General features: G+C 46.3%; 26 protein-coding genes. 10 read left to right on the top strand and 16 right to left on the bottom strand.

Going from position 1 to position 25,487, the window contains the following annotated elements; all coding sequences use genetic code 11:
- Positions 1 to 43: 43 nt before the first annotated feature.
- From NAF29_RS01180 to NAF29_RS01165, 4 genes are all read right to left on the bottom strand, one after another.
- Positions 44 to 232: a hypothetical protein gene (locus NAF29_RS01180; protein WP_251259623.1), complete on the bottom strand. Its 189-nt coding sequence runs from the start codon at positions 230 to 232 to the stop codon at positions 44 to 46.
- Between the two features lie 96 nt (positions 233 to 328).
- Positions 329 to 1,225: a D-hexose-6-phosphate mutarotase gene (locus NAF29_RS01175; protein WP_251259621.1), complete on the bottom strand. Its 897-nt coding sequence runs from the start codon at positions 1,223 to 1,225 to the stop codon at positions 329 to 331.
- Positions 1,226 to 1,330: 105 nt separating this feature from the next.
- The gene (locus tag NAF29_RS01170) at positions 1,331 to 1,618 is read right to left on the bottom strand and encodes a hypothetical protein (RefSeq protein ID WP_251259619.1); all 288 of its coding nucleotides are present in this window, start codon (positions 1,616 to 1,618) and stop codon (positions 1,331 to 1,333) included.
- Positions 1,606 to 3,051, bottom strand: coding sequence for a protein adenylyltransferase SelO (locus NAF29_RS01165; protein WP_251259618.1), 1,446 nt, complete (start codon positions 3,049 to 3,051; stop codon positions 1,606 to 1,608). The genes NAF29_RS01170 and NAF29_RS01165 overlap by 13 nt, the downstream gene beginning before the upstream one ends.
- A 175-nt stretch (positions 3,052 to 3,226) precedes the next feature.
- Between NAF29_RS01165 and aqpZ the strand changes: the two genes are divergently transcribed.
- Positions 3,227 to 3,922, top strand: coding sequence for an aquaporin Z (aqpZ, locus tag NAF29_RS01160; RefSeq protein WP_251259616.1), 696 nt, complete (start codon positions 3,227 to 3,229; stop codon positions 3,920 to 3,922).
- Here the strand turns inward: aqpZ and recQ are convergent.
- Complete coding sequence (recQ, locus tag NAF29_RS01155; protein ID WP_251259614.1) at positions 3,919 to 5,745, bottom strand: DNA helicase RecQ; 1,827 nt, start codon at positions 5,743 to 5,745, stop codon at positions 3,919 to 3,921. The two genes, aqpZ and recQ, sit on opposite strands and share 4 nt — an antisense overlap.
- A 210-nt stretch (positions 5,746 to 5,955) precedes the next feature.
- Entirely contained in the window at positions 5,956 to 6,762 is an 807-nt protein-coding gene (locus NAF29_RS01150; protein ID WP_251259613.1) for an ion transporter, read from the bottom strand.
- 495 nt (positions 6,763 to 7,257) lie between these two features.
- Between NAF29_RS01150 and amt the strand changes: the two genes are divergently transcribed.
- From amt to NAF29_RS01135, 3 genes are all read left to right on the top strand, one after another.
- Entirely contained in the window at positions 7,258 to 9,510 is a 2,253-nt protein-coding gene (gene amt, locus NAF29_RS01145) for an ammonium transporter (RefSeq protein WP_251259611.1), read from the top strand.
- A gap of 335 nt (positions 9,511 to 9,845) precedes the next feature.
- Entirely contained in the window at positions 9,846 to 11,912 is a 2,067-nt protein-coding gene (locus tag NAF29_RS01140) for a TonB-dependent receptor plug domain-containing protein (RefSeq protein ID WP_251259610.1), read from the top strand.
- 85 nt (positions 11,913 to 11,997) lie between these two features.
- A complete protein-coding gene (locus tag NAF29_RS01135) occupies positions 11,998 to 12,387 on the top strand; it encodes a TlpA family protein disulfide reductase (RefSeq protein ID WP_251259608.1) in 390 nt (129 codons plus the stop codon).
- Between the two features lie 36 nt (positions 12,388 to 12,423).
- On the opposite strand, the gene NAF29_RS01130 is transcribed toward NAF29_RS01135, so the two are convergent.
- Genes NAF29_RS01130 through NAF29_RS01120 form a run of 3 tightly spaced genes read right to left on the bottom strand, consistent with a single transcriptional unit; the run spans position 12,424 to position 14,216 of the window.
- Complete coding sequence (locus NAF29_RS01130; RefSeq protein ID WP_251259606.1) at positions 12,424 to 12,870, bottom strand: YaiI/YqxD family protein; 447 nt, start codon at positions 12,868 to 12,870, stop codon at positions 12,424 to 12,426.
- A gap of 14 nt (positions 12,871 to 12,884) precedes the next feature.
- Positions 12,885 to 13,265, bottom strand: coding sequence for a VOC family protein (locus NAF29_RS01125; protein ID WP_251259605.1), 381 nt, complete (start codon positions 13,263 to 13,265; stop codon positions 12,885 to 12,887).
- Positions 13,266 to 13,307: 42 nt separating this feature from the next.
- On the bottom strand, positions 13,308 to 14,216 hold the full coding sequence (locus NAF29_RS01120; RefSeq protein ID WP_251259603.1) for a LysR family transcriptional regulator: 909 nt from the start codon (positions 14,214 to 14,216) through the stop codon (positions 13,308 to 13,310).
- A 232-nt stretch (positions 14,217 to 14,448) separates the two neighbouring features.
- On the opposite strand from NAF29_RS01120, the gene NAF29_RS01115 reads away from it, so the two are divergent.
- Entirely contained in the window at positions 14,449 to 15,318 is an 870-nt protein-coding gene (locus tag NAF29_RS01115) for a mechanosensitive ion channel family protein (RefSeq protein WP_251259602.1), read from the top strand.
- A 52-nt stretch (positions 15,319 to 15,370) separates the two neighbouring features.
- Here the strand turns inward: NAF29_RS01115 and NAF29_RS01110 are convergent, their stop codons facing one another.
- Positions 15,371 to 16,222: a pirin family protein gene (locus tag NAF29_RS01110; RefSeq protein ID WP_251259600.1), complete on the bottom strand. Its 852-nt coding sequence runs from the start codon at positions 16,220 to 16,222 to the stop codon at positions 15,371 to 15,373.
- 260 nt (positions 16,223 to 16,482) lie between these two features.
- Between NAF29_RS01110 and NAF29_RS01105 the strand changes: the two genes are divergently transcribed.
- The 5 genes from NAF29_RS01105 (at position 16,483) to NAF29_RS01085 (ending at position 19,377) form a co-directional block, all read left to right on the top strand.
- Positions 16,483 to 16,947, top strand: coding sequence for a thioesterase family protein (locus NAF29_RS01105; protein WP_251259598.1), 465 nt, complete (start codon positions 16,483 to 16,485; stop codon positions 16,945 to 16,947).
- 131 nt (positions 16,948 to 17,078) lie between these two features.
- Positions 17,079 to 17,987 carry an EamA family transporter RarD gene (gene rarD / locus NAF29_RS01100; RefSeq protein ID WP_251259597.1) on the top strand — a complete coding sequence of 303 codons (909 nt, stop codon included), beginning with the start codon at positions 17,079 to 17,081 and terminating at the stop codon, positions 17,985 to 17,987.
- Between the two features lie 13 nt (positions 17,988 to 18,000).
- Complete coding sequence (locus NAF29_RS01095; RefSeq protein ID WP_251259596.1) at positions 18,001 to 18,438, top strand: DUF805 domain-containing protein; 438 nt, start codon at positions 18,001 to 18,003, stop codon at positions 18,436 to 18,438.
- 83 nt (positions 18,439 to 18,521) lie between these two features.
- Complete coding sequence (locus tag NAF29_RS01090; RefSeq protein ID WP_251259594.1) at positions 18,522 to 18,935, top strand: DUF6524 family protein; 414 nt, start codon at positions 18,522 to 18,524, stop codon at positions 18,933 to 18,935.
- A gap of 85 nt (positions 18,936 to 19,020) precedes the next feature.
- A complete protein-coding gene (locus NAF29_RS01085; RefSeq protein ID WP_251259593.1) occupies positions 19,021 to 19,377 on the top strand; it encodes a hypothetical protein in 357 nt (118 codons plus the stop codon).
- A 5-nt stretch (positions 19,378 to 19,382) separates the two neighbouring features.
- On the opposite strand, the gene uvrD is transcribed toward NAF29_RS01085, so the two are convergent.
- The 6 genes from uvrD to lptM all read right to left on the bottom strand — a co-directional run bounded on the left by uvrD (position 19,383) and on the right by lptM (position 25,425).
- A complete protein-coding gene (gene uvrD / locus NAF29_RS01080; protein WP_251259591.1) occupies positions 19,383 to 21,551 on the bottom strand; it encodes a DNA helicase II in 2,169 nt (722 codons plus the stop codon).
- A gap of 99 nt (positions 21,552 to 21,650) precedes the next feature.
- On the bottom strand, positions 21,651 to 22,382 hold the full coding sequence (locus tag NAF29_RS01075; RefSeq protein ID WP_251259590.1) for an HAD-IA family hydrolase: 732 nt from the start codon (positions 22,380 to 22,382) through the stop codon (positions 21,651 to 21,653).
- 36 nt (positions 22,383 to 22,418) lie between these two features.
- Complete coding sequence (locus NAF29_RS01070) at positions 22,419 to 23,111, bottom strand: DUF484 family protein (RefSeq protein ID WP_251259589.1); 693 nt, start codon at positions 23,109 to 23,111, stop codon at positions 22,419 to 22,421.
- Positions 23,108 to 23,938, bottom strand: coding sequence for a diaminopimelate epimerase (gene dapF, locus NAF29_RS01065; protein WP_251259588.1), 831 nt, complete (start codon positions 23,936 to 23,938; stop codon positions 23,108 to 23,110). Before dapF ends, NAF29_RS01070 begins: the two co-directional genes overlap by 4 nt.
- A gap of 36 nt (positions 23,939 to 23,974) precedes the next feature.
- Positions 23,975 to 25,228, bottom strand: a complete 1,254-nt coding sequence (gene lysA, locus NAF29_RS01060; RefSeq protein ID WP_251259587.1) for a diaminopimelate decarboxylase — start codon at positions 25,226 to 25,228, stop codon at positions 23,975 to 23,977.
- Positions 25,229 to 25,239: 11 nt separating this feature from the next.
- Positions 25,240 to 25,425: an LPS translocon maturation chaperone LptM gene (lptM, locus tag NAF29_RS01055; RefSeq protein WP_251259586.1), complete on the bottom strand. Its 186-nt coding sequence runs from the start codon at positions 25,423 to 25,425 to the stop codon at positions 25,240 to 25,242.
- Between the last annotated feature and the right edge of the window lie 62 nt (positions 25,426 to 25,487).

The following is a 25,487-nucleotide window of genomic DNA, read 5'->3' as shown; positions in this document are numbered from 1 at the left end:
TTTTTTTATGGGTGATGTTGCACACGGCAATTGTTTGCGGTTGTCACCGATCACATTCGTAGTATTGAATAAAATCAATCAGGTGACTTTTAATCCCTAAAAGGTCTTGTTCTGAAAACATCTGTTGGTCATGGTCACTGATGCAACCCAACAGCGACTTCAATACATTATCAGATACAGCCTCGTACTTAGAGTTGGCTCTAAGAAGCCTAAATGCCTCAAGCTTAGTCATGTTAAAAAATTCCTTTTCTTAACCACCAAATTTGCAATCGAGCCAAAAATAGTCCTTTATTGGCTAAATTTCAAGCAAATAAAGCTAAATTTGAATCTAATTCCCTATTTTAATGCGTTGGATTAATGAACAACTCTGCTTCGGCTGCAGTTCATAAACATCATTGCCAGCGTTAACCGCTTCGATACAGACCATCGTAAGGTAGCCGTTGTCGTTAAAGTCACCGAGCTCTTGGGACTTTTCAATCCACGGATTCCACACAACCGTCGTATGACTACCTGATTTACTTACTTCAATGTTACGGTCATTTTGGCCATCGTGGATCACACAAGTCGTATCGGTATCGAGATACACACGATCTACTTCTTGATCAATCAGTACACCGCCTTTTTGTATGATCTGATCTTCACTGCTTACTTTGTCATCAAATACTGTTTGATCAAGGCCCGTAATTTCAGTTTCAGCAATATCACCCACAACGAAATACGTGTGTAAAGCTCCTCCGACAACCATTGGTGAATCGCCCGTATTGGTTGAAGTCAGATTCATTTCCAGCTCGATTCCGACAACAATACTGATTTTCAATTCAAAGGCATGTGGCCAAATAGCAAGGCTGCTGTCAGTTTCAGTCAAGATTAACTCAACCAATGTTTGCCCATTAGCGCGATTTTCAATGTGAGCAATCGTCCAGTGTTGATTTCGAGCAAAACCATGCTGCGGCAAGCTCGTATCTGTTGAATGCGGTCCAAACCAAGGCCAACACACAGGAACTCCACCTCGAATGGCTTTTCCTTCTTTATAAACGACATCTTCGCTCATCCAAATCACAGGTTTCTCACCTATGGGCTGAAATTCACAAACGTGGCCACCGTGAACGCACACTTTTGCTTGAGCTTGGTCATTCGCTACGTGTATGAAGGTAAGGCCGCTGTCTGACTGGCTGAATGAAATGCCAGTTGTATTCGCGTATTTTTGTTGAAGTTGTTGAAGCATATCGATCACGGCTCCATGCCAATAAAATAGAAGATTAGAGAAATGGTACTAAGCGTCAGTGCTTAGCACCACATTGATTCGATGAAGTTTTCGTGTTGCTAAACGCTACTTCGCGCCAACAAGCTGTTGAATATGGGCCCAACAAACAGCATTTTGCGCAAGCGCCCCTGTCGGAGTGAGCCAAAAACATTCTGCCATTTGGTCGTAATGCAGATGGATTGTGCCTTGTGGCACATTCAACATAGCAAACCACACATCGGCCCCTGGACAGATTTCGGATATTTTACCGCTCAAAACCAACGCCATATGATTTGCGGCTCGCTCAATATGAGCATCACTAAAGCACGGTTCAACTAAACAAAGAGCATCTAAAGACGGCTCTAGCTGCTGCATGATACCTCCAAGTCATCACTCCACTTAGGAGGAAGTTGCGCGTAGTGACCCATATCTGGCTGTTCTGCAAATGGCTTGGTTAGCAGGCTATGTAGTTGTTGAACTTCGGTGTAGTCGCCAGTCTTGGCCTTTTCGATGGCCGTATGCGCAAGATGATTACGCAAAATGTACTTTGGGTTACTCGCCAGCATCAATGATTGCCCATGCGTTGCATCATCTTGCTCACCACGACGTTTCCGGTAACGCCCCCACCATTGGCGAAAGCCTTCCAAATCGATAAATTCATTTTCTAACGCGCAACGACTTTCCCTAACATCTTGTTCAGACAGCAGTCTGAAGCTGAGGGTATGATCGTGTCGCCCACGCTGAATAAGTTCAAAGAATTCGGTCATCATTGGTCCATCACCATCTCGAATTCCATCAAGTCCAAATTTAGCAGCCATCAGACGACTGTATTCCCGCATTAAGTTGAGCTCATATAAACCCAACGCTTTGTCGGTGTCTTCTTTACCAACAAGCGGTGACAACGCATGGGCTAGGCACTGCAAATTCCAATGCCCAATCCCAGGTTGCTGCACATAACTATAGCGGCCACTGTGATCGGAATGATTGGGGATATGGTTGGCTTCGTATTTATCCATAAAACCATATGGACCGTAGTCGAATGTAAGCCCCAACAACGACATATTGTCGGTGTTCATCACGCCATGGGTAAACCCAACCGACTGCCATTTTGCAATGAGCGTAGCTGTGCGGATGACCACTTGCTCAAACATCGCCAAATATGGGTTTGCTGCTGTTAAGCACGATTGAAAATGATGGCGCAAGGCGTAGTCAGCCAGCTCTTTCAGTATGCCGTGACGATTGGTGTGAAAAAAATACTCAAAATGACCAAACCGTAAATGGCTCTCGGAAACTCGCAAGACCGTGGCGGCGGTTTCCATTTCTTCTCGCTGTACTGGGGTTTCACTGTCAAGTACACAAAGTGCTCGGCTGGTTGGAATCCCAAGAGCATGCATGGCTTCAGATGCTAAGAACTCTCGAATACTAGAGCGCAATACGGCTCGCCCATCTCCGCTGCGGGAGTAAGGTGTTAAACCTGCGCCTTTAAGGTGTAAGTCCCAGCTCTGTTGTTGAGCATTAGTGATCTGGCCCAACAATAACCCGCGCCCGTCTCCGAGTTGCGGCACATAGTGGCCAAACTGATGACCGGAATACACCTGTGCAAGCGGCGCACTGCCTTGAAGGACACTTGCACCGGAAAAGTAGCGGCACAGTTCAGATTCTGCTGGCTGCTGCTTTAAATCAAGCAACGATCCAACCTGCTCTGCATAAGCCACCAGCTTCGGCCGCATGATCGGCATCGCCATGACTTCACTATATGTTTCTGGTAACTCGTCATGCCAATGATTATTAAATTGCCAATCTTGCACCGCACACTCCTTCGTTTTTCATCATGCTAGCAGTAACAGGTCTCAATCTCATTACTTATATTCTTGCAAAGCAGCACCTTAAGCTTAATGTAAATCTTTCCAATGGGTTTTGTTTACATGTCTACACTTAGGTCCTGACATGTGAGTAAAAATTTGAACAAAAGGGACAATTGTTATGCCTCTCTCTAAAAAGTTAGTTGCAGAGTTTTTCGGAACATTTTGGTTAGTGCTTGGAGGGTGCGGAAGTGCAGTATTAGCAGCCGCCTTTCCTGACGTAGGTATTGGTTTGTTGGGCGTAAGCTTGGCGTTTGGTTTAACCGTGCTGACCATGGCCTTTGCCATAGGGCATATTTCAGGTTGTCACCTCAATCCTGCGGTATCGGTTGGATTATGGATGGGAGGGCGTTTTCCTGCCTCAGAATTGCTACCTTATATCGGTGCGCAAGTAATTGGCGGTATTGCAGGTGCAGGAATTTTATATGTGATTGCCTCAGGCCAAGCAGATTTCACCACCGCCGCAGGATTTGCATCCAATGGCTTTGGAGAACATTCACCGGGTGGATACAGCCTAACCGCTGCATTAGTGTGCGAGATCGTCATGACCTTTATGTTCTTGATGGTGATTTTAGGCTCCACCGACAAACGCGCACCTGCGGGGCTTGCTCCAATTGCTATTGGTTTGTGTTTAACACTGATTCATTTGATTAGTATTCCAGTGACCAACACGTCGGTAAACCCTGCACGTAGTACCGGTGTAGCGGTATTTGTAGGAGATTGGGCAACCGCACAATTATGGCTGTTCTGGGTTGCCCCTATTGTGGGTGCAGCAATTGCGGGCGTGGTTTATAACTGGCTTGGCAAAGAAGACTAATGCACGTTTTCTAACACATATGCACAAATGGCGGTGAGAAACTCATCGCCATATTTAGCCAACTTAGTTCGCCCCACACCTGTGATCGATAAAAGTTGACTATCGTTCGTCGGTTTTTGCTCTGACATTTCCACCAAAGTCGCATCCGAAAACACCACGTAAGGCGGCACTTCATCACGATCTGCCAAGGTTTTCCTAACCGAACGAAGACGCTGAAACAACCCACGATCATCATCGCTTAAACCCAGTTGCAATGAACGCTTATCTTTCACACGCACACGCGGTACCGCAAGCTCTAGGGTTTGTTCATTTCTGAGCACTGGACGAGCAGCCTCGGTCAGCACCAATGCGCCGTGATGCGTAATATCTTGACGAACCAAACCTCGATGAATCAGTTGCCGAATCACCGACAGCCACTGATCATGACTTTGATGTTTACCAATGCCGTAGGTGGATAGTTGGTCGTGTGCCAATCGTTTTACTTTTTCATTTTCAGAGCCACGCAACACATCCGCAATATGATGAGCGGTATGCCGTTGGTCGGCTCTAAACACACAGCTCAATGCCATTTGGGCATCGGTTAAGCCATCATATAACTGAGGTGGATTAAGACACACGTCGCAGTTTCCACACGCTTGATTGGCCGGTTCATCAAAGTAATTGAGTAGCACCTGACGACGACACGTCAGCGCTTCACAAAACGCACTCATGGCGTTTAACTTGTGCGACTCAATTTGACGTTGTTCAGGGTTTTCGACATTGGCAATAAACCCCAACAGGCGTTGCATATCGGCGGGGTCATGCAACATCAAAGCTTCTGCGGGTAGGCCGTCGCGGCCTGCTCTGCCCGTTTCTTGATAATAAGATTCAATATTTTTAGGCATGTCGTAGTGCACCACGAAACGCACGTTGGATTTGTTAATTCCCATACCAAACGCAACCGTTGCAACCACAACTTCGACTTCATCGCGTTGGAATTTATCTTGAACGCCGTGTCGCACAGTCGGCTCTAACCCGGCATGATAAACCGCTGAGTTAATTTGGTGCTGACGTAATTTTTCAGAAACCTGCTCACAACGAGCGCGGCTACCGCAATAGATAATGCCACTTTGGCCGCGCCGCTCATTCAAATAATCAAGCAGTTGTTTCAGCGGCCGATATTTATCTTCCAGCGTATAGCGAATATTGGGCCGGTCAAAGCTACCCGCATGCAACAGGGGGTTATCAAAGTTTAAACGGCGAACAATGTCGCGCTGGGTGGCTGCATCGGCGGTTGCCGTGAGCGCCATAATTGGTAAATGAGGATACTGTTCTTTCACTTGTCCAAGTGCTGCATAATCCGGTCTGAAGTCGTGCCCCCACTGCGAAATACAGTGCGCTTCATCCACCGCAATAAAAGCCAAGGGTAGATCTTCGATTCGCTCAATGAAGTGACCTCGAACCAGGCGTTCAGGCGACACATACAGTAATTCCAATTCACCTTGATGCGCTGAGCGCAATATTTCGCTTTGCTCTTCTCGGGGAATGTCGCCATACAAAGCGGCCGCTTTGATCCCCATATTTTGCAATGAATCGACTTGATCTTTCATCAGAGAAATCAACGGCGAAATCACTAACACCAATCTTTTCATCACCAGAGCAGGGAGCTGATAACACAATGATTTCCCAGCACCAGTCGGCATGAGTACGAGCGTATCGCGTCCAGAACAAATGGCTTCCATTACCGCTTGCTGACCGGGTCTAAATTCGCTGTAGCCAAACACACTTTCAAGCGTGCGCAGTAAAGCTGAAGAAGTGTCAGTTGTGGGAGTGTGATGTTCCATTCGGGATATCTTGCTCAGTTCGGTCTGGAAGTAAGAGGGGAATTGTACCCGTAATCAGCAGAGTCACAACCGAGCCTAACCTCGGCCCAGCGCCAACACGACTGACTCAAGTTCATAATTTCTCGCGAAAACAATTGTGTAGTTGGTTATTTCTGCAAGAAATTAATTCTAAATCCACTGGGCCGCAGAGGCTGTTAATCATTAAAAATGCTACTGTTTGAGCGTTTTGATTTCAGCACGAAGTGCTTTTAATTCGGCATGAATATCGATCAAAGTTGGTTCGCCTTCGTGCAACTTCGCTTCTTCCGCTTTATTTTCATTTTCAATGACATTCACTACAATTCCGATCACCATATTCAAAAACGCAAATGCCGTTAAACAAATAAAACTCAAATAGTACATCCAGCTCCAACCATGAACGGCCATGGTTTCGTACATCACGTCTGTCCAGTCTTCAAACGTCATGACTCTAAACAAAGTGAGTAAAGATATCGCGATGTCTCCCCACAATGTTGGGTTTATCGCGCCGAATAAGGTCGTTCCGACAGCAGCATAAATATAGAAAATAACGAACATCATCAGCAACACATAACCCAGCTGCGGCAGGGCTTTGAGCAACGAATTAATCAAGGTGCGCAGCTCGGGAATAATCGACACCATACGCAACACCCGAAACACTCGAACCAAGCGAGCAATAAGTGCCATGTCTTGATGTCCTATAGGAATCAACGACAGTGTAACGACCAAAGTATCAAATAAATTCCAGCCATTTTTAAAGAAGTCGCGCTTTCTCGGCTCGCCAATAAAGCGAATCGTGATCTCCGTTAAAAAGAAGAGTGTGATCGCCCAATCGAGTATATTTAGTGCGCTATTAAACCAATCAGGCACCTCAAATGTTTTCACGCCAATGATTAAGGCAGAAACAATAATGACGCCAATAACCAACAGCTCAAAGACTTTGTTGCTTCGAAGTTGGTCAAACTTGTTTTGTAACGTCTGAAAAGAAAATGCAGCCATGAACGAACTCTAACTTCCATTAAATTAAATACACGTCAATTGCCTTGCATTTAACGATAGTTTCCAAAATTGTACCAGTCCGAATTCGTCAATGAATGTGTCTTCATCGACAACACATCATCCCGCAGCGACTTTCTTCAATCAGATCGCGACGTGTACACTGCAGCATAAACCAACCAATAAATGCATAAAAACGATTTACTTATGCATATCTATTGAAAAACAAAAATTAGACAAAACAATATCTACAATCTAATAATTTATGGAAAAACACGCCCAAGATGCCGCATTAAATCGAAACAAAAGGCCAAGGCAACCATTAATTTATTGTATTTTAAGTGTATTAATAATTGTTCGCTTTGTATACACAAGGCGGTAGTAAATCAAAAATACTGTTTCAATATGCAGTTACTTCGAGATGAACTCCTTGATTTGAGTAATGGACGCGCTATCATCAAATGCATACTTATGCATCAACCCATTGAGGTCATTTCCGTGCGAAATGTATGGTTGTTGATTGGATTAATGACGACTCCAACGGCGTGGGCGTCAGACCGATCAGAAGTAGCAGATTTGTTGTGGATTATTGTTGCAGCAGGTCTTGTGTTTTTTATGCAAGCTGGCTTTACCATGCTTGAGTCTGGCTTAGTCAGAGCAAAGAACAGCTACAATGTTGCCGTAAAAAATATTAGCGACTTCACCGTTGCCATGCTCACATTCTGGTTATTCGGCTTTGCCATTATGTTTGGAGATGGCGCATCCGGCTGGTTCGGTTCCAACGGGTTCTTTGGGGCTCTTCTGAACACGCCCTACGACTTTGCATTCTTCTTGTTTCAAGCCACATTCGTTGGCACTGCAGCAACAATTGTTGCCGGGGCTGTTGCAGAACGGATGAAGTTCAAAGCCTACCTCATTGTTTCAGTCGTCATCAGTCTCATTATTTACCCCGTTTCTGGACATTGGATGTGGGGCAGCTTACTCATGCCCGATAACCAAGGTTGGTTAGAAGCCAAGGGCTTTATGGACTTTGCCGGATCCACTGTTGTGCATTCAGTGGGGGCATGGGTTGCGCTGGCAGCCATTATTGTTCTGGGGCCTCGTGCAGAACGCTTCGATGACAACGGTGATGCGCAAGACATTCCCGGGCATAACCTTTTGCTCTCAACCCTAGGCGTATTTATTCTCTGGTTTGGTTGGATTGGCTTCAATGGCGGTAGTACGCTCAAAGCCGAGGGCGCAATTGCTAAAATTGTGGTCAACACTATGCTGGCAGCCAGTGCAGGTGGTCTTACGGCAGTCGCGATTAGCTGGGTAGCACACCAAGGTCAAATTAGAGTTGAGCGCGCTCTGAATGGAATTATAGCAGGACTCGTCTCCATCACTGCCGGTTGTGCATTTGTCGATCCGGGCAATGCAATTATCATCGGTATCATCGGCAGTGCGATTGTGTATTGTGCCGAAAGTGTATTGCTCCACGTCTTTAAATTAGATGATCCCGTGGGAGCGGTCGCAGTTCACGGCTTTGGCGGCATTTGGGGCACTTTAGCCATCGCCTTCTTTGCCAATGCCGACACACTGGCAACGGGTAATCGATTCGACCAATTTTTAGTTCAAGTTAGCGGCGTGTTTGCAACCTTTATCTGGGCCTTTGGTATGGGTCTGCTTACTTTTGTCTTGCTCAAGGCACTGCATGATTTGCGCGTCACACCGGAAGAAGAAAATTTAGGACTAAATATGGTTGAACACGGTGCCAAGTCTGTTTGGCTCGATTCAATGAAGACCATGCATCACATCATTCAGACCGGTGACTTAACCACAAGAGCGCCCATTGAGCGTGCAACCGAAGCCGGAGAAACTGCCACTGCCTTTAACTATTTGCTCGACCGGTTTCAGTCCAGCATTAGCCTTATGGCCGACTCTGCACGAAATATTTCGGTGCAAAGTACTCAGCTTGATCAAGTTGTGAATCATAGTGCTGACGGTATTCTTCGCCAACAAAATATTACACGCGATATCACCGAACTCATGGCCAACGTGCTACAACAAGCAGAGCAAACTCAGCAATCCTCTAGTCACGGTGCCAACCTTGTCTCTCAGGCACAACAAGACGTGACCAGCGGTGTTGAAAATGTTGCTCGCCTGTCCGATGCGGTGAACGAGTTATCCAACAACCTCACTGCGGCATCTGAACGGGCCGATCGGCTTTCGACTCAAACTAATGCCATTGCCGAGATCGTTGAATTAATTCAAAATATTGCCGCACAAACTAATTTGTTGGCCTTGAATGCTGCTATCGAGTCGGCTCGTGCCGGAGCGCACGGCCGTGGCTTTGCTGTGGTTGCTGATGAAGTGCGTCATTTGGCGCAGCGCACTCAATCCGCAACTGAAGATATTCAACTGCAAATCGAAACCTTACAAAGTGAAGCCAAAGGCTCAGCAGATGTACTGCGAAGCTATTCCAAAATAGCCATGCAAAATGCCAATCAATCACAAGATACGCTGACTGCATTGCAAACCCTGGTCAATGCTATCGATAGTATTACCGATCTGAACTTACAAATTGCTGACGCAGCCACGCACCAAGCCAAGCTCACGCATCAAACTCATGAACTTTTGAGCGAAGCGCATATCATCACTGAAGGCAATCAAGCCGGTACAGAGCAACTCTCGCAAGCATCACAAGCGCTACGCAATAGTGTGAAAGGGTTTGAATCAACTATTTCGGATTATCGACACCGGAACGCTTAGCATCACTGTCGGAGCATGCTCTGGATATGAGAGCATGCTCCGATCGAGTTTTACTTGAATATCTTCCCTTTCATTACTTTCCTTTTCGATCAACTGATGTCTATCATTTGTGAGTCTTTCGCTTTTATAAACCTCCTTTTTCTCATAAAAACATCGGTTTATTTATTGATAATAAAGTGATGCTCATTTGTTGCGAATACGTTTAAGCTTGATCTAAAACAAAACCACATTTCTATTGATAATTATTATTGTTCGCATCTATTGTTGATAGTTGCCATAAATCCATGAAATTTGCTCATGTTTCTCCATTCGTTTTTCTCCTAGGCATTTCCTCCATGCCATCTTTTGCCGACGATTCCGCCAGTGAAGTAGAGGTCGTTCAGGTCACCGGTGTGCGTCAGAAGTTAGAACAAGCAGGACGCCTAAAAGATGTGATTCAAAAAACAGAAGTACTTGATGCTTTAAGCATTGAAAACAAAAACGCATTGAGTTTGTCAGAAGCCATTAACAACGAACCTGGCGTGAATGTTTCGAACGAATGCTCGATGTGTGGCGTCAAACGCGTCATGCTCAACGGCATGAAAGGTGAGCATACGACCATTTTGGTGGATGATCTGCCCACTCACACCTTGATTTCAGGCTTTTATGCCGTGGATGCCATTGCGACCACTGGCGTCGATCGTATTGAAGTCGCCCGCGGTGCTGGCGCCTCATTGATTGCGCCCGAAGCGATTGGGGGCACGGTAAATGTCATTACTAAACAAGCCGTTGAAAATACCGCATCCATCGATTTCACCAAAGGATCTGAACAGTTTTCAGCTTATAAACTCGCTGCAACTGCAGTGAACGATGACGGCAGCACCGGCCTTTCTATCAGCGGCCAGTACGACACTCAAGATCAAGAAGATCACGATGATAACGGTGTCAGTGAGGCTCCTTTTGTAGAAAATATGTCACTCACGGCACTCCTCAGTCACGACTTAAATAACAGAAATAATGTTCAATTGCGCATCTCGCAGGTTCAATCTGAAATCTTTGGTGGACCGATGCTGGGCCAATCCGCACATGGTATTGGCCACATACTGTCATCTTTTGATGGGCAAGAATCGGAGCAATTATTTAAAGACGATGATGTCCGAAACGAATATATTGGTAAGCCTTGGGAAACCACTGAATGGATTGATACCCACCGTGATGAAGCCTACGTCAAATGGTTGACCGATATTAATAATGAATTGGTCTCCGAATTTTCCGTCAGTTATGCAAAGCATAATCAAGACTCATTTTATGAAGGCATTGATTACTCAGCTGAAGATACCATGTGGTATGGCCGCGCCAAACTTGATTGGGCATTGAACAATACTCATTTTTTAACCTTTGGTGCTGACCGTCGCCAAGAAGAAATGCGTTCACACACAAATGCATTACAAAATGTTGATACTTATGTCAGTGACTCATTTGACTACGTCACACAAGGTATATTCATCCAAGATACATGGACGCCTGAAGATTGGTTAGAAGTGGCTGTTGCGGTGCGTATTGATCACATTGATGCAGACTTTATTGATCCTAGCAAACCCGGTACAGAAATTAGTGAAACATTTGTTGCGCCACGTATGGATGTACGCTGGTTCCACCATGACCAATGGACAAGTCGATTTTCTGTAGGACGTGGGTACCGCGCTCCTCTCTCATTCTTTGAAACCGACCATGGTATTTTAGATGCTGAGTTAGGCTATTTGATTGACGTGGATGAACTTGAAGAAAGTATGTCGTTCAATTATTCACTCAGCTTCGACAACTCGATTGCAAGCAGTACATTCTCAATTGCTCACTCAAATGTTAAAAATCTGGCAAGTTTAGAAGAAACGGAGCAGGGCATACCGATTCTAACGCAACTCGAAGAAGACGCGTCTGTCACCACGTTAGATTGGGTGTCAGGTTATCAAGTTTCTGAAAACATCTTACTCTCATTGTCACTTGAGCATTTTGATTATAATGATGAGTTTAAATCATCATACTCAATTGCCCCGATTGAAGAGCGCGTGTCATTCGATGCTGAATGGACATCTGAATACCTTCAGGCATATTGGTCGACCGTTTGGTTTGGTAGCCGTGATCTTTCTGAATATGGTTACGAGGGATACAACATTAAAGGCGATTTGAATTCAAATAAAACAACTCATGCACCGTCTCATTCAGTATCAAACATACGCTTTAAAGTGCCATTAAATAAGGATTGCCATGTCTATGCAGGCCTCTCAAATGTATTTAACTACACTCAAGTAGAAGAAGGTGATACGCCACTGTTTTTTGATGCTAATGAGTCATACGATGTCGCTTACATCTATGCTCCATTACACGGCAGAGAGTTTTATGCGGGCTTCCAATACAACTTGTAATGCTCTGCTTGCACTTGCAGCTGTCATTTGGAGTCAAACGGCAGCTGCAAACTTGTATTCATTACAACTCAAAGACATCAGATCCATGACTCAATCGATTTGGATTGATAATGCAACTCACCCCACCATCGCATTGGTTTATCAAGTGGGATGTCGTTGGTGCAAGAAGCAAGCTCAAGATCTCGCTAAATTGAGCCAATCTCATTCTGTGAATACGGTACTCATTGGTATGGGAGCGTCGTCACGCGATCTCAAAACGGAGCTGAGACATTTCCCATCCCATTTATCCGCAAAAGAAGCAAACCGAGAATTACTTACTCAAATCAAAGGGGTAGAGGCTGTTCCCACAACGCTATACATCTCACCACAGGGCGAGTTGATTTATAAACATCGAGGTTATATTCCCTCTGCAACATATCTACAAGTTGGGCGCGACTATATTGTTTCTAAAGGCGCTGTTGGAGCGCCACAATAATGAGCGCAAATGAACAGCACCTACGCCGTTCAATGGTCATTTTTGCTGCGCTAACAAACGGTCTAAGTTATTCGCAAATTGCTGACGATCGGCTTGGCTTAGCGGTGGCGGCCCTCCAGTGTGAACACCACTGGAACGAATGCTATCCATAAAGTCACGAATGTTGAGACGCTGTCGAATTGTGTCTTGGGTGTATAGCTCTCCGCGCGGGTTTAGGGCATGAGCCCCTTTGTCCATCACCTCTGCTGCCAGCGGAATATCGGCTGTAATCACTAAATCACCAGCTTGGCAGCGTTGTACTATTTCGTTGTCAGCCACATCAAAGCCGGCCTGAACTTGAATCGCTGAAATATTTTTTGCCGCGGGCACCTTGATGTATTGATTGGCCACCAACGTCAAGTCGATGCCTGTGCGCTGCGCAGCCCGAAATAAAATGTCTTTGATGACCACCGGACATGCGTCCGCATCAACCCATATCTTCATGAAATTTCACCCTATTAATTGGAACCAAAGTTTTCGATGGGATGCCCCCAAACTGCGAATTCATTGCCCGATGGCTCTTTGAAATGAAACCGTCGCCCGCCGGGAAACTCAAAAATGGGTTTCACAATGTTGCCGCCACCATCCACTACTTTAGCCAAATAACTGTCTAGATCATTGGCAAAAAATACCACTAATGCGCCACCATTACTTGTTTCATTGGCAATGGGCGCACTAAAGAAGCCGCCATCGAGCCCTGCATCTGCAGCAGAAAATGAACTGTAATCGGGGCCATAGTCTGTAAAGGTCCATTCAAACACGCGCTCAAAAAACGCTTTAGTGGCCGCTAAGTCGCGCGCGGCAAATTCAACATAATTGATAGTGGCGGTAGATGTCATGATTCGACTTTTCCTATGCGGTTATCCATTTTTAAGCGACGCTTAGCGTTGTGCATTTCGTTGTAGGCTGTTAAATTTTTCATCGATAAATCCAGCAACCGCTTGGACTGCTGGATTGGATTGCTCTTGCATCGCCAACACTCGATAAATCGCGATCAACCGTTTCGATTCCATCGGCAACGCCAGCTTCACAAGTGTTCCGGCAACCAACTCCTCTTCTATTTGTGGCTCAGTAATAAAAGCAAAGCCCAACCCCTGCTTAACAATACGAATTGACGTGCCAAAGTACGTCACGGTCCAACGCTGCTCGGCTTGGAGCCACCCAGCGTCCATCGAGCGACGACTGCCAGAATCTCGCACAACAACTTGGCGATGTTGCTTCATATCGTCTGACGACACCGTCCCTTCAATATGTGCCATTGGGTGGTTGGGGCTGACAACACAAGGCATTTCGAATTGATCCACCGGCGTGCCCATAAACCCAGGTAACACATGCGGGGTATACACCATATCAGCTTGGCGCTCGAGCAAAGCATCATCGGTGGCAGACAAGGTCGTTTCCAACAAACGAATACGCGTTTGCGGATACTGTTCCGAAAAGCCTCTCAATCCGCAGATAATGGGTTGCATATCAACGAGTGAGTCCACGGCAATGGTTACTTCAGCTTGCCAACCTGAGGCTAAGTAGTTCGCATGTGCTTCCACTGAAAGCGCTTGATTCAACAAATTATTCGCGTGTCGGTAGAGCACCGTACCCGCTTCGGTGAGCGCCGCTTTTCGTCCTTGTTGTTCCAAGGCGGGTGTGGGGAGCTGTTGTTCTAACTTGCCCACAGAATAACTAATGGCCGACTGACTTTTATTTAACGCTTCGGCCGCTTTGGCAAACGAGCCACAATCCACCACTGCTTTAAACGCGGCCCATTGCTCTAACGATACTCTTGGAAGCTTCATTCACACCTTCTTCAAACCATTCATTATTTAGATAAATATAGGCCACAACCATAAGAATCTAATCAAATTTCATGAATTATGAAAGGGATCCAAACGCCAAACACAAGGTTCTTGGACGCAGGGCTAATTTTTAAGTGTGAATCGTTAGCAAGGGTCATCAAACCTCACCTAGTTGAGGTATTCTTGTGCTTAAGAGTGCAGCGATTCTTAAGCACAAAAAAGAGGGTACACGATGAATTTTGAAGATGTTATGGCAGCCTTGTCATATGTGGTGTTTACATATGACGAAAGCCCCATCACTGTCATGCAAATACTGCAGGTTCCCGTTTATATATTCCTTGCATGGTTTATTGTTCGGCGCGTCGGAAAAATAATTGTCAGCACCATGCACAAACGCAAGGTCAATGCCGATGCGGTTCATTTATTCTCTCGCATGTATCTGGTGTTAACTATTGCCGTATTGGTCGTCACCAGTTTAGAAGTACTCAATATACCGCTCACGGCCTTTGCATTTGTGTCAGGTGCTATCGCTATTGGTGTGGGCTTTGGCGCTCAAAACATCATTAACAACTTCATCAGTGGTTGGATTTTGATGTGGGAACGGCCTATTCGAATCGGCGATTTATTGGAAGTTGGAGAAGCGAGGGGGGTGGTAGAAAGTATTAACACACGCTCTACACTCATTCGCCGAAACGATGGCGTGCATATGCTGGTTCCCAACAGTCAACTGCTTGAAAATACCGTTACCAACTGGACTTTAGTAGACAACAATGCCCGTACATTTGTACGCGTAGGTGTGGCTTACGGTTGTGATGTAGTTCTGGTAAGGGATTTATTGCAAAGTATTTTAGATGAACGCGCCGACATTCTCACTTCTACCAAGCCTTTGGTATTGTTTGAAGACTTTGGTGACAACGCACTCATTTTCGATCTGATTTTTTGGATGAACGCCAATGCGGAATCCGACATACGCCGCACCCGCAGCGAAATTCGTTTCCGCATGTACGAGGTTTTAAATCAACATGAGATCGTCATTGCTTACCCACAACGAGATGTTCACCTTGATGGTAGCTTAACGCTAAAGCACGCCGAGCCGGAATAACAGCGCAGACAATGCCTCACCAAAGGTGGCGATTGGTGAGGCGAACAAAGGCCTAAGACTGCGACATATTTGCCACAAATTCCCCAGTTTGATAATCCTCAATGGCCTGTTCAATTTGCGCCTGAGAGTTCATCACAAATGGGCCATATTGCACAATGGGCTCGCGTAATGGTCGCCCTGCCAATAACAACACCTGAGCACCTTCGGCCAATTCAAACTCGAGCCTACCCTCCGCACTATATCGCATCAGTTGGCCAGCCGTTGCACCTGCGGCTTGCCCCGCCACCACATAGACTAATGCAGTATGGCCATCCGTTAACGCCACCGATACCAGCCGAGATTGCGATGCCATATTTGTTATATGCCAATACAAAGGCTCACTCACGGGTACATATGTATGCGCCGATAGATCTTCACCATTGATCACAGCTGAGCCTGCAATAGCAGTGATCTTGAGATGCTTAACACATGCATGGTGCAGCTCATCTGACTGAACGTTTTGATAACTCGGAGACATCATTTTTTGGTGGCTTGGCAAATTAATCCAAAGCTGAAAACCACGAACTAACCCCTCGGTTTGTAACGGCATTTCCGAATGGATAATGCCACGCCCTGCGGTCATCCATTGCACACCACCAGCATGGATAGTCTCTACATGCCCTAAGTGATCTCGATGTTCGAAACTGCCACTTAGCATATACGACACCGTGATCATGCCTCGGTGCGGGTGACGAGGAAACCCCCTGATATAGTCGTCAGGCGTAGACGAACCAAAGTCATCAAGCATCAGAAACGGGTCGAACCGTTCCAACCCTTGGCCACCAAAAATTCGCAGTAACTTAACACCGGAACCGTCTTGCGTGGCGTGTCCATCAATCACTTCAACCACAGTCCGTCGTTTCATACAGCGATCTCCAATTCTGTTTAAATAACTCATGAAGCTCAGAATACGCCAACATTTGTGAACTATTAGTCGATATATCGGCGCTTATTCATCTAAAAATCGAGATGGATTTGTTTCACGTATCTGAGGTTAAACAGGTAAGTTGATCATATTGAGCCTTAACTGGGTTCACAATTTGAGCAACTCGAATTGTGTATTCAGCAAACCTCACTCTAAACTGATCATTATAATTAGAATAATTACTCCACACAGAGAAGCTTATGTCCCTCGTCAAACCCTCAACCATGATCCACGAAGTTGCAGAGTTATTTCACAACGGTATGCCCTTTGATAAAGTCATAGGGCTTCGAGTCGAACGCTGTGAACCCGAAGGGGCCACATTAAGTTTTGACGCCAAACCAGAATTAATTGGTAATCCTATTCATCAGATTTTGCACGGTGGAGTGATCTCAACTGCATTGGACGTTGCAGGTGCCGCCGTCACATTTGCTGCTGCGCTCAACCGAATGCCGGAAATGCCTAAACAAGAAATGTATGACCGTTTAGGGCGAATGAGCACGATTGATCTCCGTATTGATTATCTTCGCCCCGGTCGAGGGCAAGTGTTCACCGCAACTTCCCATATCATTCGCGCTGGCAGTAAAGTTGCTGTGGCACGAATGGAACTGCACAACGAAGACGGCACTCATATCGCATTTGGTACCGGCACTTACATGGTGGGCTAAGCTGTACACCAGAGCATACAATTTGACATGGCTCATGCAGCAAACTCACTGGTAAGAGCTGCTAGAGCAGGCTAGACTGCGCTCTTTCTTAATTCCCCAGTGTTGTTTCAAACACTCTGCTAGGAACCTTCATGCAGAACACAGCCAAACATGGCGCCATTTTCGCAATCTTAGCGTATAGCATGTGGGGCATTGCTCCGCTTTATTTTAAGCTGCTATCGCAAATTCCCGCGCTTGAAATGATTGGGCACCGAGTGCTTTGGTCATTTTTTCTTTTGGTTTTGATCATTAGCTTGCGCGTGGGCTGGCAACCGGTCAAAGATATCTTAAAAACGCCTAAAAAATTAGCATGGTTATGCGTGAGTTCCCTGCTCATCGCCATCAACTGGTTAGTATTTATTTGGGCAATTAATGCCGATCATATGCTCGACGCATCGTTAGGTTATTACATTAATCCTATTGTAAATGTGGGTCTGGGCATGTTTTTTCTAGGCGAGCGCCTCGCTCGATTGCAATGGCTTGCCATTGGTTTGGCAAGCTGTGGTGTATTGGTGCAGCTGATCACCTTTGGCTCCATCCCTTGGATTGCTCTAATCCTTGCTGTGAGCTTTGGCTTATATGGCCTAATTCGAAAGCAAGTTGTCATTGATGGAGTCTCTGGTCTTTGGATTGAAACCTTGTTACTCGCGCCCTTTGCGCTCGCATACTTATGCTTCATCGCCCCCCACAACATTCCAATGTCTCAATATGACGGCGTCACGCAGATACTGCTAGTGGCGGCTGGAATAGTTACGACCTTACCGCTGTTATGCTTTATTGCTGCCGCCAAACGATTGCCGCTGTCAGTTTTAGGCTTTTTTCAATACATTGGCCCCAGCTTAATGTTCCTTTTAGCCACACTTGTCTATGATGAGCCGCTGACTCAGGATAAAATCATCACCTTTGGATTTATCTGGCTAGCGCTAATTGTTTTCAGTTGGCATGGGTGGCGCACGCACCGCCGCACTGAACAAGCCTCAGCCATTCGCTCTAACGCATGATTTAGGTATTAGTATGAATAACTACAACTGGCTTTTGTTCTCCTTTAAAGGGCGAATAAATCGAAAGACCTTCTGGCTTTTTCAATTGTTCATGATGGCTGTGGTGGTTGCTCTACTGATGATGTTGGGCGGGGACCTGCTAGATCGTTTGAAAAACCCAGATGATGTCGAGGCCTTCAATGAGTTGATGGACTTGGCGTGGAAAATTAATTTAGTGTTCTTATGGCCCAAACTGGCGGTGGACGTAAAGCGTTTTCAAGATCGCAACAAAGCTTGGTATTGGGTGTTGATTCAACTGATTCCAATGATTGGTCCAATCTGGTATTTGATTGACGCAGGCTTTATGCCTGGCACCGCTGGCGAAAACCGCTTTGGCACCGCCGCAGGCCCAAACCCACCGCCGTCGGGCGGCCAAAATCAGTCTGGCGAGAGCGGTCATTTCGACGCTTAAATAACCAATAAACAGGTGCTATTGAGAGAAACACCTATTCAGACTAATCTTGTTAAAACAATTTGTTACTTGGGGATTCAACAATGAGCACATTTACAGGGACGAGTTTTGGCATACGATTATTGTTTGCCGCTATCTTAGTGTTTGCTACATACAACCCCACAGGGTTTTCGTATTCACATTGGCTCATTGCTAGCTTTGAAGGGTTTTCTCCTCTCGTTGCCGTGCTCGGCATTGTGCTACTCATTGGCTGGGTTGTTTGTCTTAAAGCAACGTTCGACTCGCTTGGCCCACTCGGCCTGGTGTTAGGCATTGCACTTCAAGCCAGTATTGTATGGCTGATGATGAGCTGGGGTTGGTTTAGCCTCGACAGCGTCAACGTCATGGCTTGGGTCGTATTGTTGATGATGACGGTGTTGTTGGCTGTTGGTATGAGTTGGTCGCACTTACACCGCCGTTTAACAGGCCAAGTAGATGTTGATGAGATTTCAGATTAATCCTTTAATCCATCTCCTTACTCAGTAAAAGGGCTTCACCGCCCTTATACTCCTCTCATCTGATAAACACTGTCGTTCTGCTTCTATGCATTTAATACTTCACGGTTTTACACTGTCGGCTCGCGCGCCGATCGAAACTCAATTACTCAATTTCTTAACGCAATGCCAAGCAGACTTTCAAACCAAGGTTATTGGGGATTTAAGCTATCTTCATGCCGATGCTGTTCGCCAACATGGCATTCGACTATTGCATGTAGAGTCACTCGGATACAGCCAATTTAAGTTACACTTTGAATATGATTGGCAGCTGTTTAATGGCTGCCGAGGAATGGACGAAAGCGGCACGATTCAGAGTGCGGTGCGTTTTAAAAAGGCGTCAATGGACACCCTTGAACTGGATCTTTCAGCCTTTGGGAACGATACCGATGGGAATGGCTTTTAACGACGTTAGCCCAACGCCGTTAAACGTGCATAAGTAACCACCAACCACTTGCTACCCACATCATCAAAGTGAACTTGAATGCGTGTTTGGGCACCGCTTCCTTCATAGTTCGTCACGGTACCATCACCAAATTTTGTATGGTTGACGCGCTGCCCTAGATGAAACCCACTGGCATCAAAACGCTCAGACTCTTGATGGAAGCGATTCTGCATCGTGGGCTTTTGCACTGTTGTTTTGAGTTTAACGTTCTCGATAAGGTCGGCTGGAATTTCTCGAATAAAACGAGACGGGCGATTGTAACTTTCTTTGCCGTAAAGACGGCGCGTTTCAGCATGGCAAATCACCAGCTTCTTCATCGCACGCGTCATCGCAACATAACACAAGCGCCGCTCTTCCTCTAAGCGCTCAGGATCTTCGCCCGACTGCATACTTGGGAACATACCCTCTTCCACCCCTGGCACAAATACAAGCGGAAACTCCAACCCTTTCGCTGCATGCATGGTCATGAGCTGCACGGCATCATCAAACTCATCAGCCTGACTTTCACCCGCTTCAAGTGCAGCATGGCTTAGAAAAGAGTCGAGCTCTGACATGTCTTGCTCATCTTCATCGAGCACGAAGTCTTTGGCGGCGCTCACAAGCTCCTCCAAGTTCTCCACTCGTGTTTGACCTTTCTCGCCTTTCTCAGCTTGATACATTGCCAACAGACCTGAATGGCGCATAGACACATCTACTTTTTCATACAGCGCTTTTTCAGCTAACTCGTCACTTAAGAAGTCGATTAAGTCGACAAATTTTGCCACCGAGGAAGAGGCTCGTCCTGTGAGAAGTTTTTGTTCCACCATCATCACTGCGGATTGCCACATTGAACATCCTTGCTCCCGCGCATTGAGTCGAACTTTTTCAAGGCTAGTTTCGCCAATGCCTCGCGTTGGGGTGTTTACAATGCGCTCAAAAGCAGCATCGTCACGGCGATTGCTAATTAACCGTAAGTACGACATGGCGTCTTTAATTTCTTGGCGCTCGAAGAAGCGTACCCCGCCATAAATTCGATACTTCATGCCCGAATTAATGAATGCCCCTTCCAATACTCGCGACTGGGCATTACTTCGATACAAAATGGCAGCATCAACCAATGCATTGCCTTGCTGCTGCCATTGTTGCAGCTGATTCACAATGTAATTGGCTTCATCTAGCTCGTTATAAGCTTCATACACAGAGATGGGCTCGCCATCACTACCGTCAGTCCATAACTCTTTGCCCAATCGGCCCGTGTTATTTTCGATGACCGCATTGGCAGCTTTCAAAATGGTGGCCGTCGAGCGATAGTTTTGTTCCAACCGAATCATCTTTGCGCCGGGAAACTCATCTAAGAATTTTTGAATGTTTTCTACTTTTGCACCACGCCAACCATAAATGGACTGGTCATCATCACCCACAATCGTGACATGGCTGGTATCGCCTGCAAGAATGCGGATCCAAGCATATTGAATGCTATTGGTGTCTTGAAATTCGTCCACCAATATATGACGAAAACGATCTCGATAGTGACGCAAGAGGGTGGCATTTTTTAACCATAGCTCATGAGCACGCAACAACAATTCAGCAAAATCCACCAAGCCTGCGCGATCGCACGCCTGCTGATAAGCCTCGTAGATTTGTAGCCACGTTTTGGTCGTGGGGTCGTCATAGTGATCGATATTTTGAGGCCGCAAGCCTTCATCTTTATTGCCATTGATAAACCAAGCGCCCTGTTTGGCAGGCCACTTTTTTTCATCCAACCCCATGGCTTTGATTAAGCGCCGAATGAGGCGAATTTGGTCATCGCTATCGAGAATTTGAAATGCTTGCGGCAAACCGGCTTCTTGATGATGTGCGCGGAGCAAACGATGAGCCAATGAGTGGAAGGTACCAATCCACATTCCGTTCGATTGGCCGCGTAATAGCTGTTCAGTTCGGCCACGCATTTCAGCTGCCGCTTTGTTGGTGAAGGTTACCGCCAACACAGAAAAAGGGGAAACTTGTTCAACGCGCAGCAACCATGCAATGCGATGCACCAACACACGAGTTTTACCACTGCCTGCGCCCGCCAAAATTAACTGACTGCACGGCGGAGAACCCACCGCTTCTCGCTGGGCATCGTTAAGGCCGTCGAGTAATTCACTGACATCCATGAGTGGCAACCTTCATCAAAACAAACAAAGATGTGAGTATATCACCATTTAAGTGTATGGATATACAGTGTTAATAACGCATTTAATCATCGTTCGATACTATGTCAGGCTGTCAACCAAGTCAGAAAAGTGTGTATATTCAAGATGAGGTAAGCGCACACTATGCTCAGAATACTTATTAAATGGAATATTAAGCTGCGATTCATTAAACCAGGCAGCCTGCCAACCTGCGTTAATCGCGCCCACCACATCACTCACAATATGATCGCCAACATGTAGCCATGCGCTCCCATAATGTCCTGTTTGCTGCTCAGCATGACGAAATAAATCGCAGTACGGTTTCATCCGAAATTCACCCGCCTTCGGCGATAACACATGGTCGAAGATTCCAGCTAAACCAATGTTATCTGGGCGCGCATTGCCGTTGGTAATGGCAATAATCGGGTAGTGTTGGGCGAGACGCTGAAGTAAGGCTACATTGTCTGGCGGCACCTGAAAATCATTGCGTGTTTGTAGAAATACATTCAAACCTTGTACAGCCAGAGACGCTGCATCTTGAGCGCTATATCCTTGTTGCTCAAACGCATGTTGTAGGCTGCTCAAACGAAGCGCAGTAACGTCGTGTGCAACCTCAGGGTGAAGCGCCGCATAGCCTTGGCGCTGCTTCATCCATTGGTGCATCGTCATACCTTGAAAGGCTTCACATTTAAGTGCCAACCAATCAATGAGCGCAGTTTCTGCCGCAATCATGATGGGCACATTGTCGTACAGGGTATCGTCTAGATCAAAGCTGATTGCGGTGGGGCGAACCCAGTCTCGGTAAAATTTCATATTACCCCACTTTATTCATTATTCATCTACCGATGGTTATGCGTGGCGACGTTCACGAATTTGACGCAAGACTGACGACACTAACGTTCGCAATTGATTCAACAACAACACATCTAAGTTTGGATTAAAATGCGTCGAATCTTGGCTACCAAAGGCCAGCAAAATAGACTCATCTTCCAACGTCATCAGCGCTGCTGATTGCACATTTTCTTCATCAAAGACCAATGCGCGGTCTTGCTCTGACAACCGCCCAAAATAAAATGGTTCGTCACCTAAACGATGACGAACAAGCTCAGATAAGGCTTTATGATCAACCGGCTTACGACGCGGCACCCAGTCTTGCTGGCCAGATAAAGGCCACATGGTAATGGCGTTTAAATCCAACAACTCGGTTAGAGTGTGCTGAATTTTTTGCTGCACTTCGTTAATGGAAGTACACGGCAGCAAGGCCAGATATAGTGTGCAGAAATTGCGATATATCGTTTCATTGTGTTTAGCAATGCCCATCAGCTCTGTAATTTCTTCACGGAGCTGCATATTTTGTTCACGCAGTTTTTCAAGTTGTCGATCCACCAGCGAGATACTGCCTCGCTGTGAGTGATTCAATTGTACGCCGGCCAAAAAATCGGCTTGGTTTTCAAAAAACTGGGGGTGGGCTTCTAAATAAGCGCGAACCTGCACTTCATCCAATGCAACTTGCTCTGCAACGGGTACGTCTTCATTACTCATAAGTTTATCGTTCCATCGTAAACATGTTTTGCAGGTCCGGTCATACGGACGGGGTGCTCATCGCTATCGCAACGGATCCGCAGTTGGCCACCGGGCAAATCAACTTTCACGCGGTTATCAAGCAACCCTAATTTTTGCCCAATCACCACAGCAGCGCATGCGCCAGTGCCGCATGCTAGAGTTTCGCCCACGCCTCGCTCAAACACTCTAAGTCGAATGTGGCCACGGCTAACAACCTGCATGAATCCGGCGTTCACGCCTTGCGGAAAGCGAGCATGCTTCTCAATGGCAGGACCAACCCCTTCAACATCAAAGTTATCAACGTCATCCACCACAGTCACACAATGTGGATTTCCCATTGAGACGACGCCCACATCATATGATTTGCCATGAACGTCTAGCGTGTATTTGTCGGCGCGTGCGGACGCGTCAAAGGGGACTTCAGAAGGAGTCCACTTGGCTTGCCCCATATTCACCGAGACATTGCCATCGCGCTCAACTTGCAACAACAAGTTGCCTTTCGCCGTTGAGACACCAATACGGTGCTTGTTGGTAAGACCTTTGATACGAACAAAACGGGCAAAACAACGCGCACCATTACCGCATTGCTCAACCTCCGAACCATCGGCATTAAAAATGCGATAGTGAAAGTCCATGTCTGGATCATAAGGCGGCTCGACCACTAACAACTGGTCGAAACCGATGCCGAAATTACGATCCGCCAAACGACGGATCTGTTCGGGCGAGAAAAAATGGTTTTGGGTGACATTGTCAATGACCATAAAGTCATTCCCCAAACCGTGCATTTTTGAAAAATCGAGCGGCATGTAACACCGAAACTAAAAACAGGAATTGTTGATAGTTTACGGCAGCACTACCTCTCCTTTCCAGAGGTCTGCGAAGGTTTCGCGCCGACGAACCTCTATGGCGTTGTCAGAATCCACCAATACCTCGGGCGGACGCGGACGAGAATTGTAGTTTGAAGCCATGCAGAAACCATAAGCACCTGCCGAACGAACCACCAATAAATCGCCTTCAGCAATCGCTAATTCACGATCTTTACCTAAGAAATCACCCGTCTCACAAACCGGTCCAACCACATCGTAAATGTCTGATTTTCTGTCCAAAGATGTATTTGCAGGCTGAATCGATTGATAGGCACTGTAGAGCGATGGACGAATTAAATCGTTCATCGCGGCATCCACAATTGCGAAGTGCTTTTCTTCGGTCGGCTTTAAAAATTCAACCTTAGTTAAGAGAATTCCTGCATTTGCCGCAATGGCTCTACCGGGCTCAAAAATTAATTTCAAATTCGGGCGATCGATCAAACGCTGACGCAATGCATGTGCATATTCTGAAGGATGTGGCGGCGTTTCGTCCTTATATGGCACACCTAATCCACCTCCAACATCCAGATGTTCAATCTCAATGCCCAACTCTGCCAGCTGATCGATAAGCGCTAACACGCGCTCAAGCGCGTCTAAAAACGGATCTAGCTCAGTCAACTGCGAGCCAATATGACAATCCACACCCACAATTTTCAATTGGTCATAGGCCATTGCCTGCTGATACACCGCGGGAGCATGTTCAATGGCAATACCAAATTTGTTTTCTTTTAGCCCAGTTGAGATGTAAGGATGCGTGCCCGCATCAACATCTGGGTTGACTCGAATTGAAATATTGGCCACTTTCCCTAAACGTCCTGCCACATTGGCAATGCGGTGCAATTCGGGTTCGGATTCAACGTTAAAGCATCCAACTCCAGCGTCCAACGCAAACTCAATTTCTTCGGATGTTTTACCCACGCCAGAAAACACCACTTTAGAAGTATCCCCACCCGCTTCAATCACTCGCGCTAATTCTCCGCCGGAGACGATATCAAAACCAGACCCCAATTTGGCAAGTACGCTAAGAATCGCCAGATTCGAGTTGGCTTTTACTGCATAACACACCAAGTGAGGGTGGTCGCCGGCAGCTTCATCAAATGCTTTCCAATGACGCTCTAACGTCGCACGGCTGTATACATAGCAAGGTGTACCAAAGTTATTTGCAATATCTTCTACAGGTACGTTTTCGGCAAAAAGCCTGCCGTCAGGCTGGTAATTAAAATGGTCCAACTACTTCTCTCCTAATCGTCTTGCACGGTATTACGCAATTCTGATTCGCTCGGGGCAGGATCAGGTTGAGTGTTTTCCACAGGATCTTCTTTGGGTTCTGGTGGCAGATACAATGGGCCTTTCTGACCGCACCCAAAAAGTGCCATTAAAAGCACCGAAAGTGGAAGCGTTAAAGCCAGTTGCCTGATATTTTTCATGATCTGATTACCGTGCAATGATGGATATTGTCAATTTGGTCTCTATAATCGCACTCAACACC

Source organism: Echinimonas agarilytica, assembly GCF_023703465.1.
Classification (GTDB): domain Bacteria; phylum Pseudomonadota; class Gammaproteobacteria; order Enterobacterales; family Neiellaceae; genus Echinimonas; species Echinimonas agarilytica.
The sequence above is the reverse complement of the archived record's forward strand: the minus strand, read 5'-3'. Positions and strand labels throughout refer to the sequence as shown.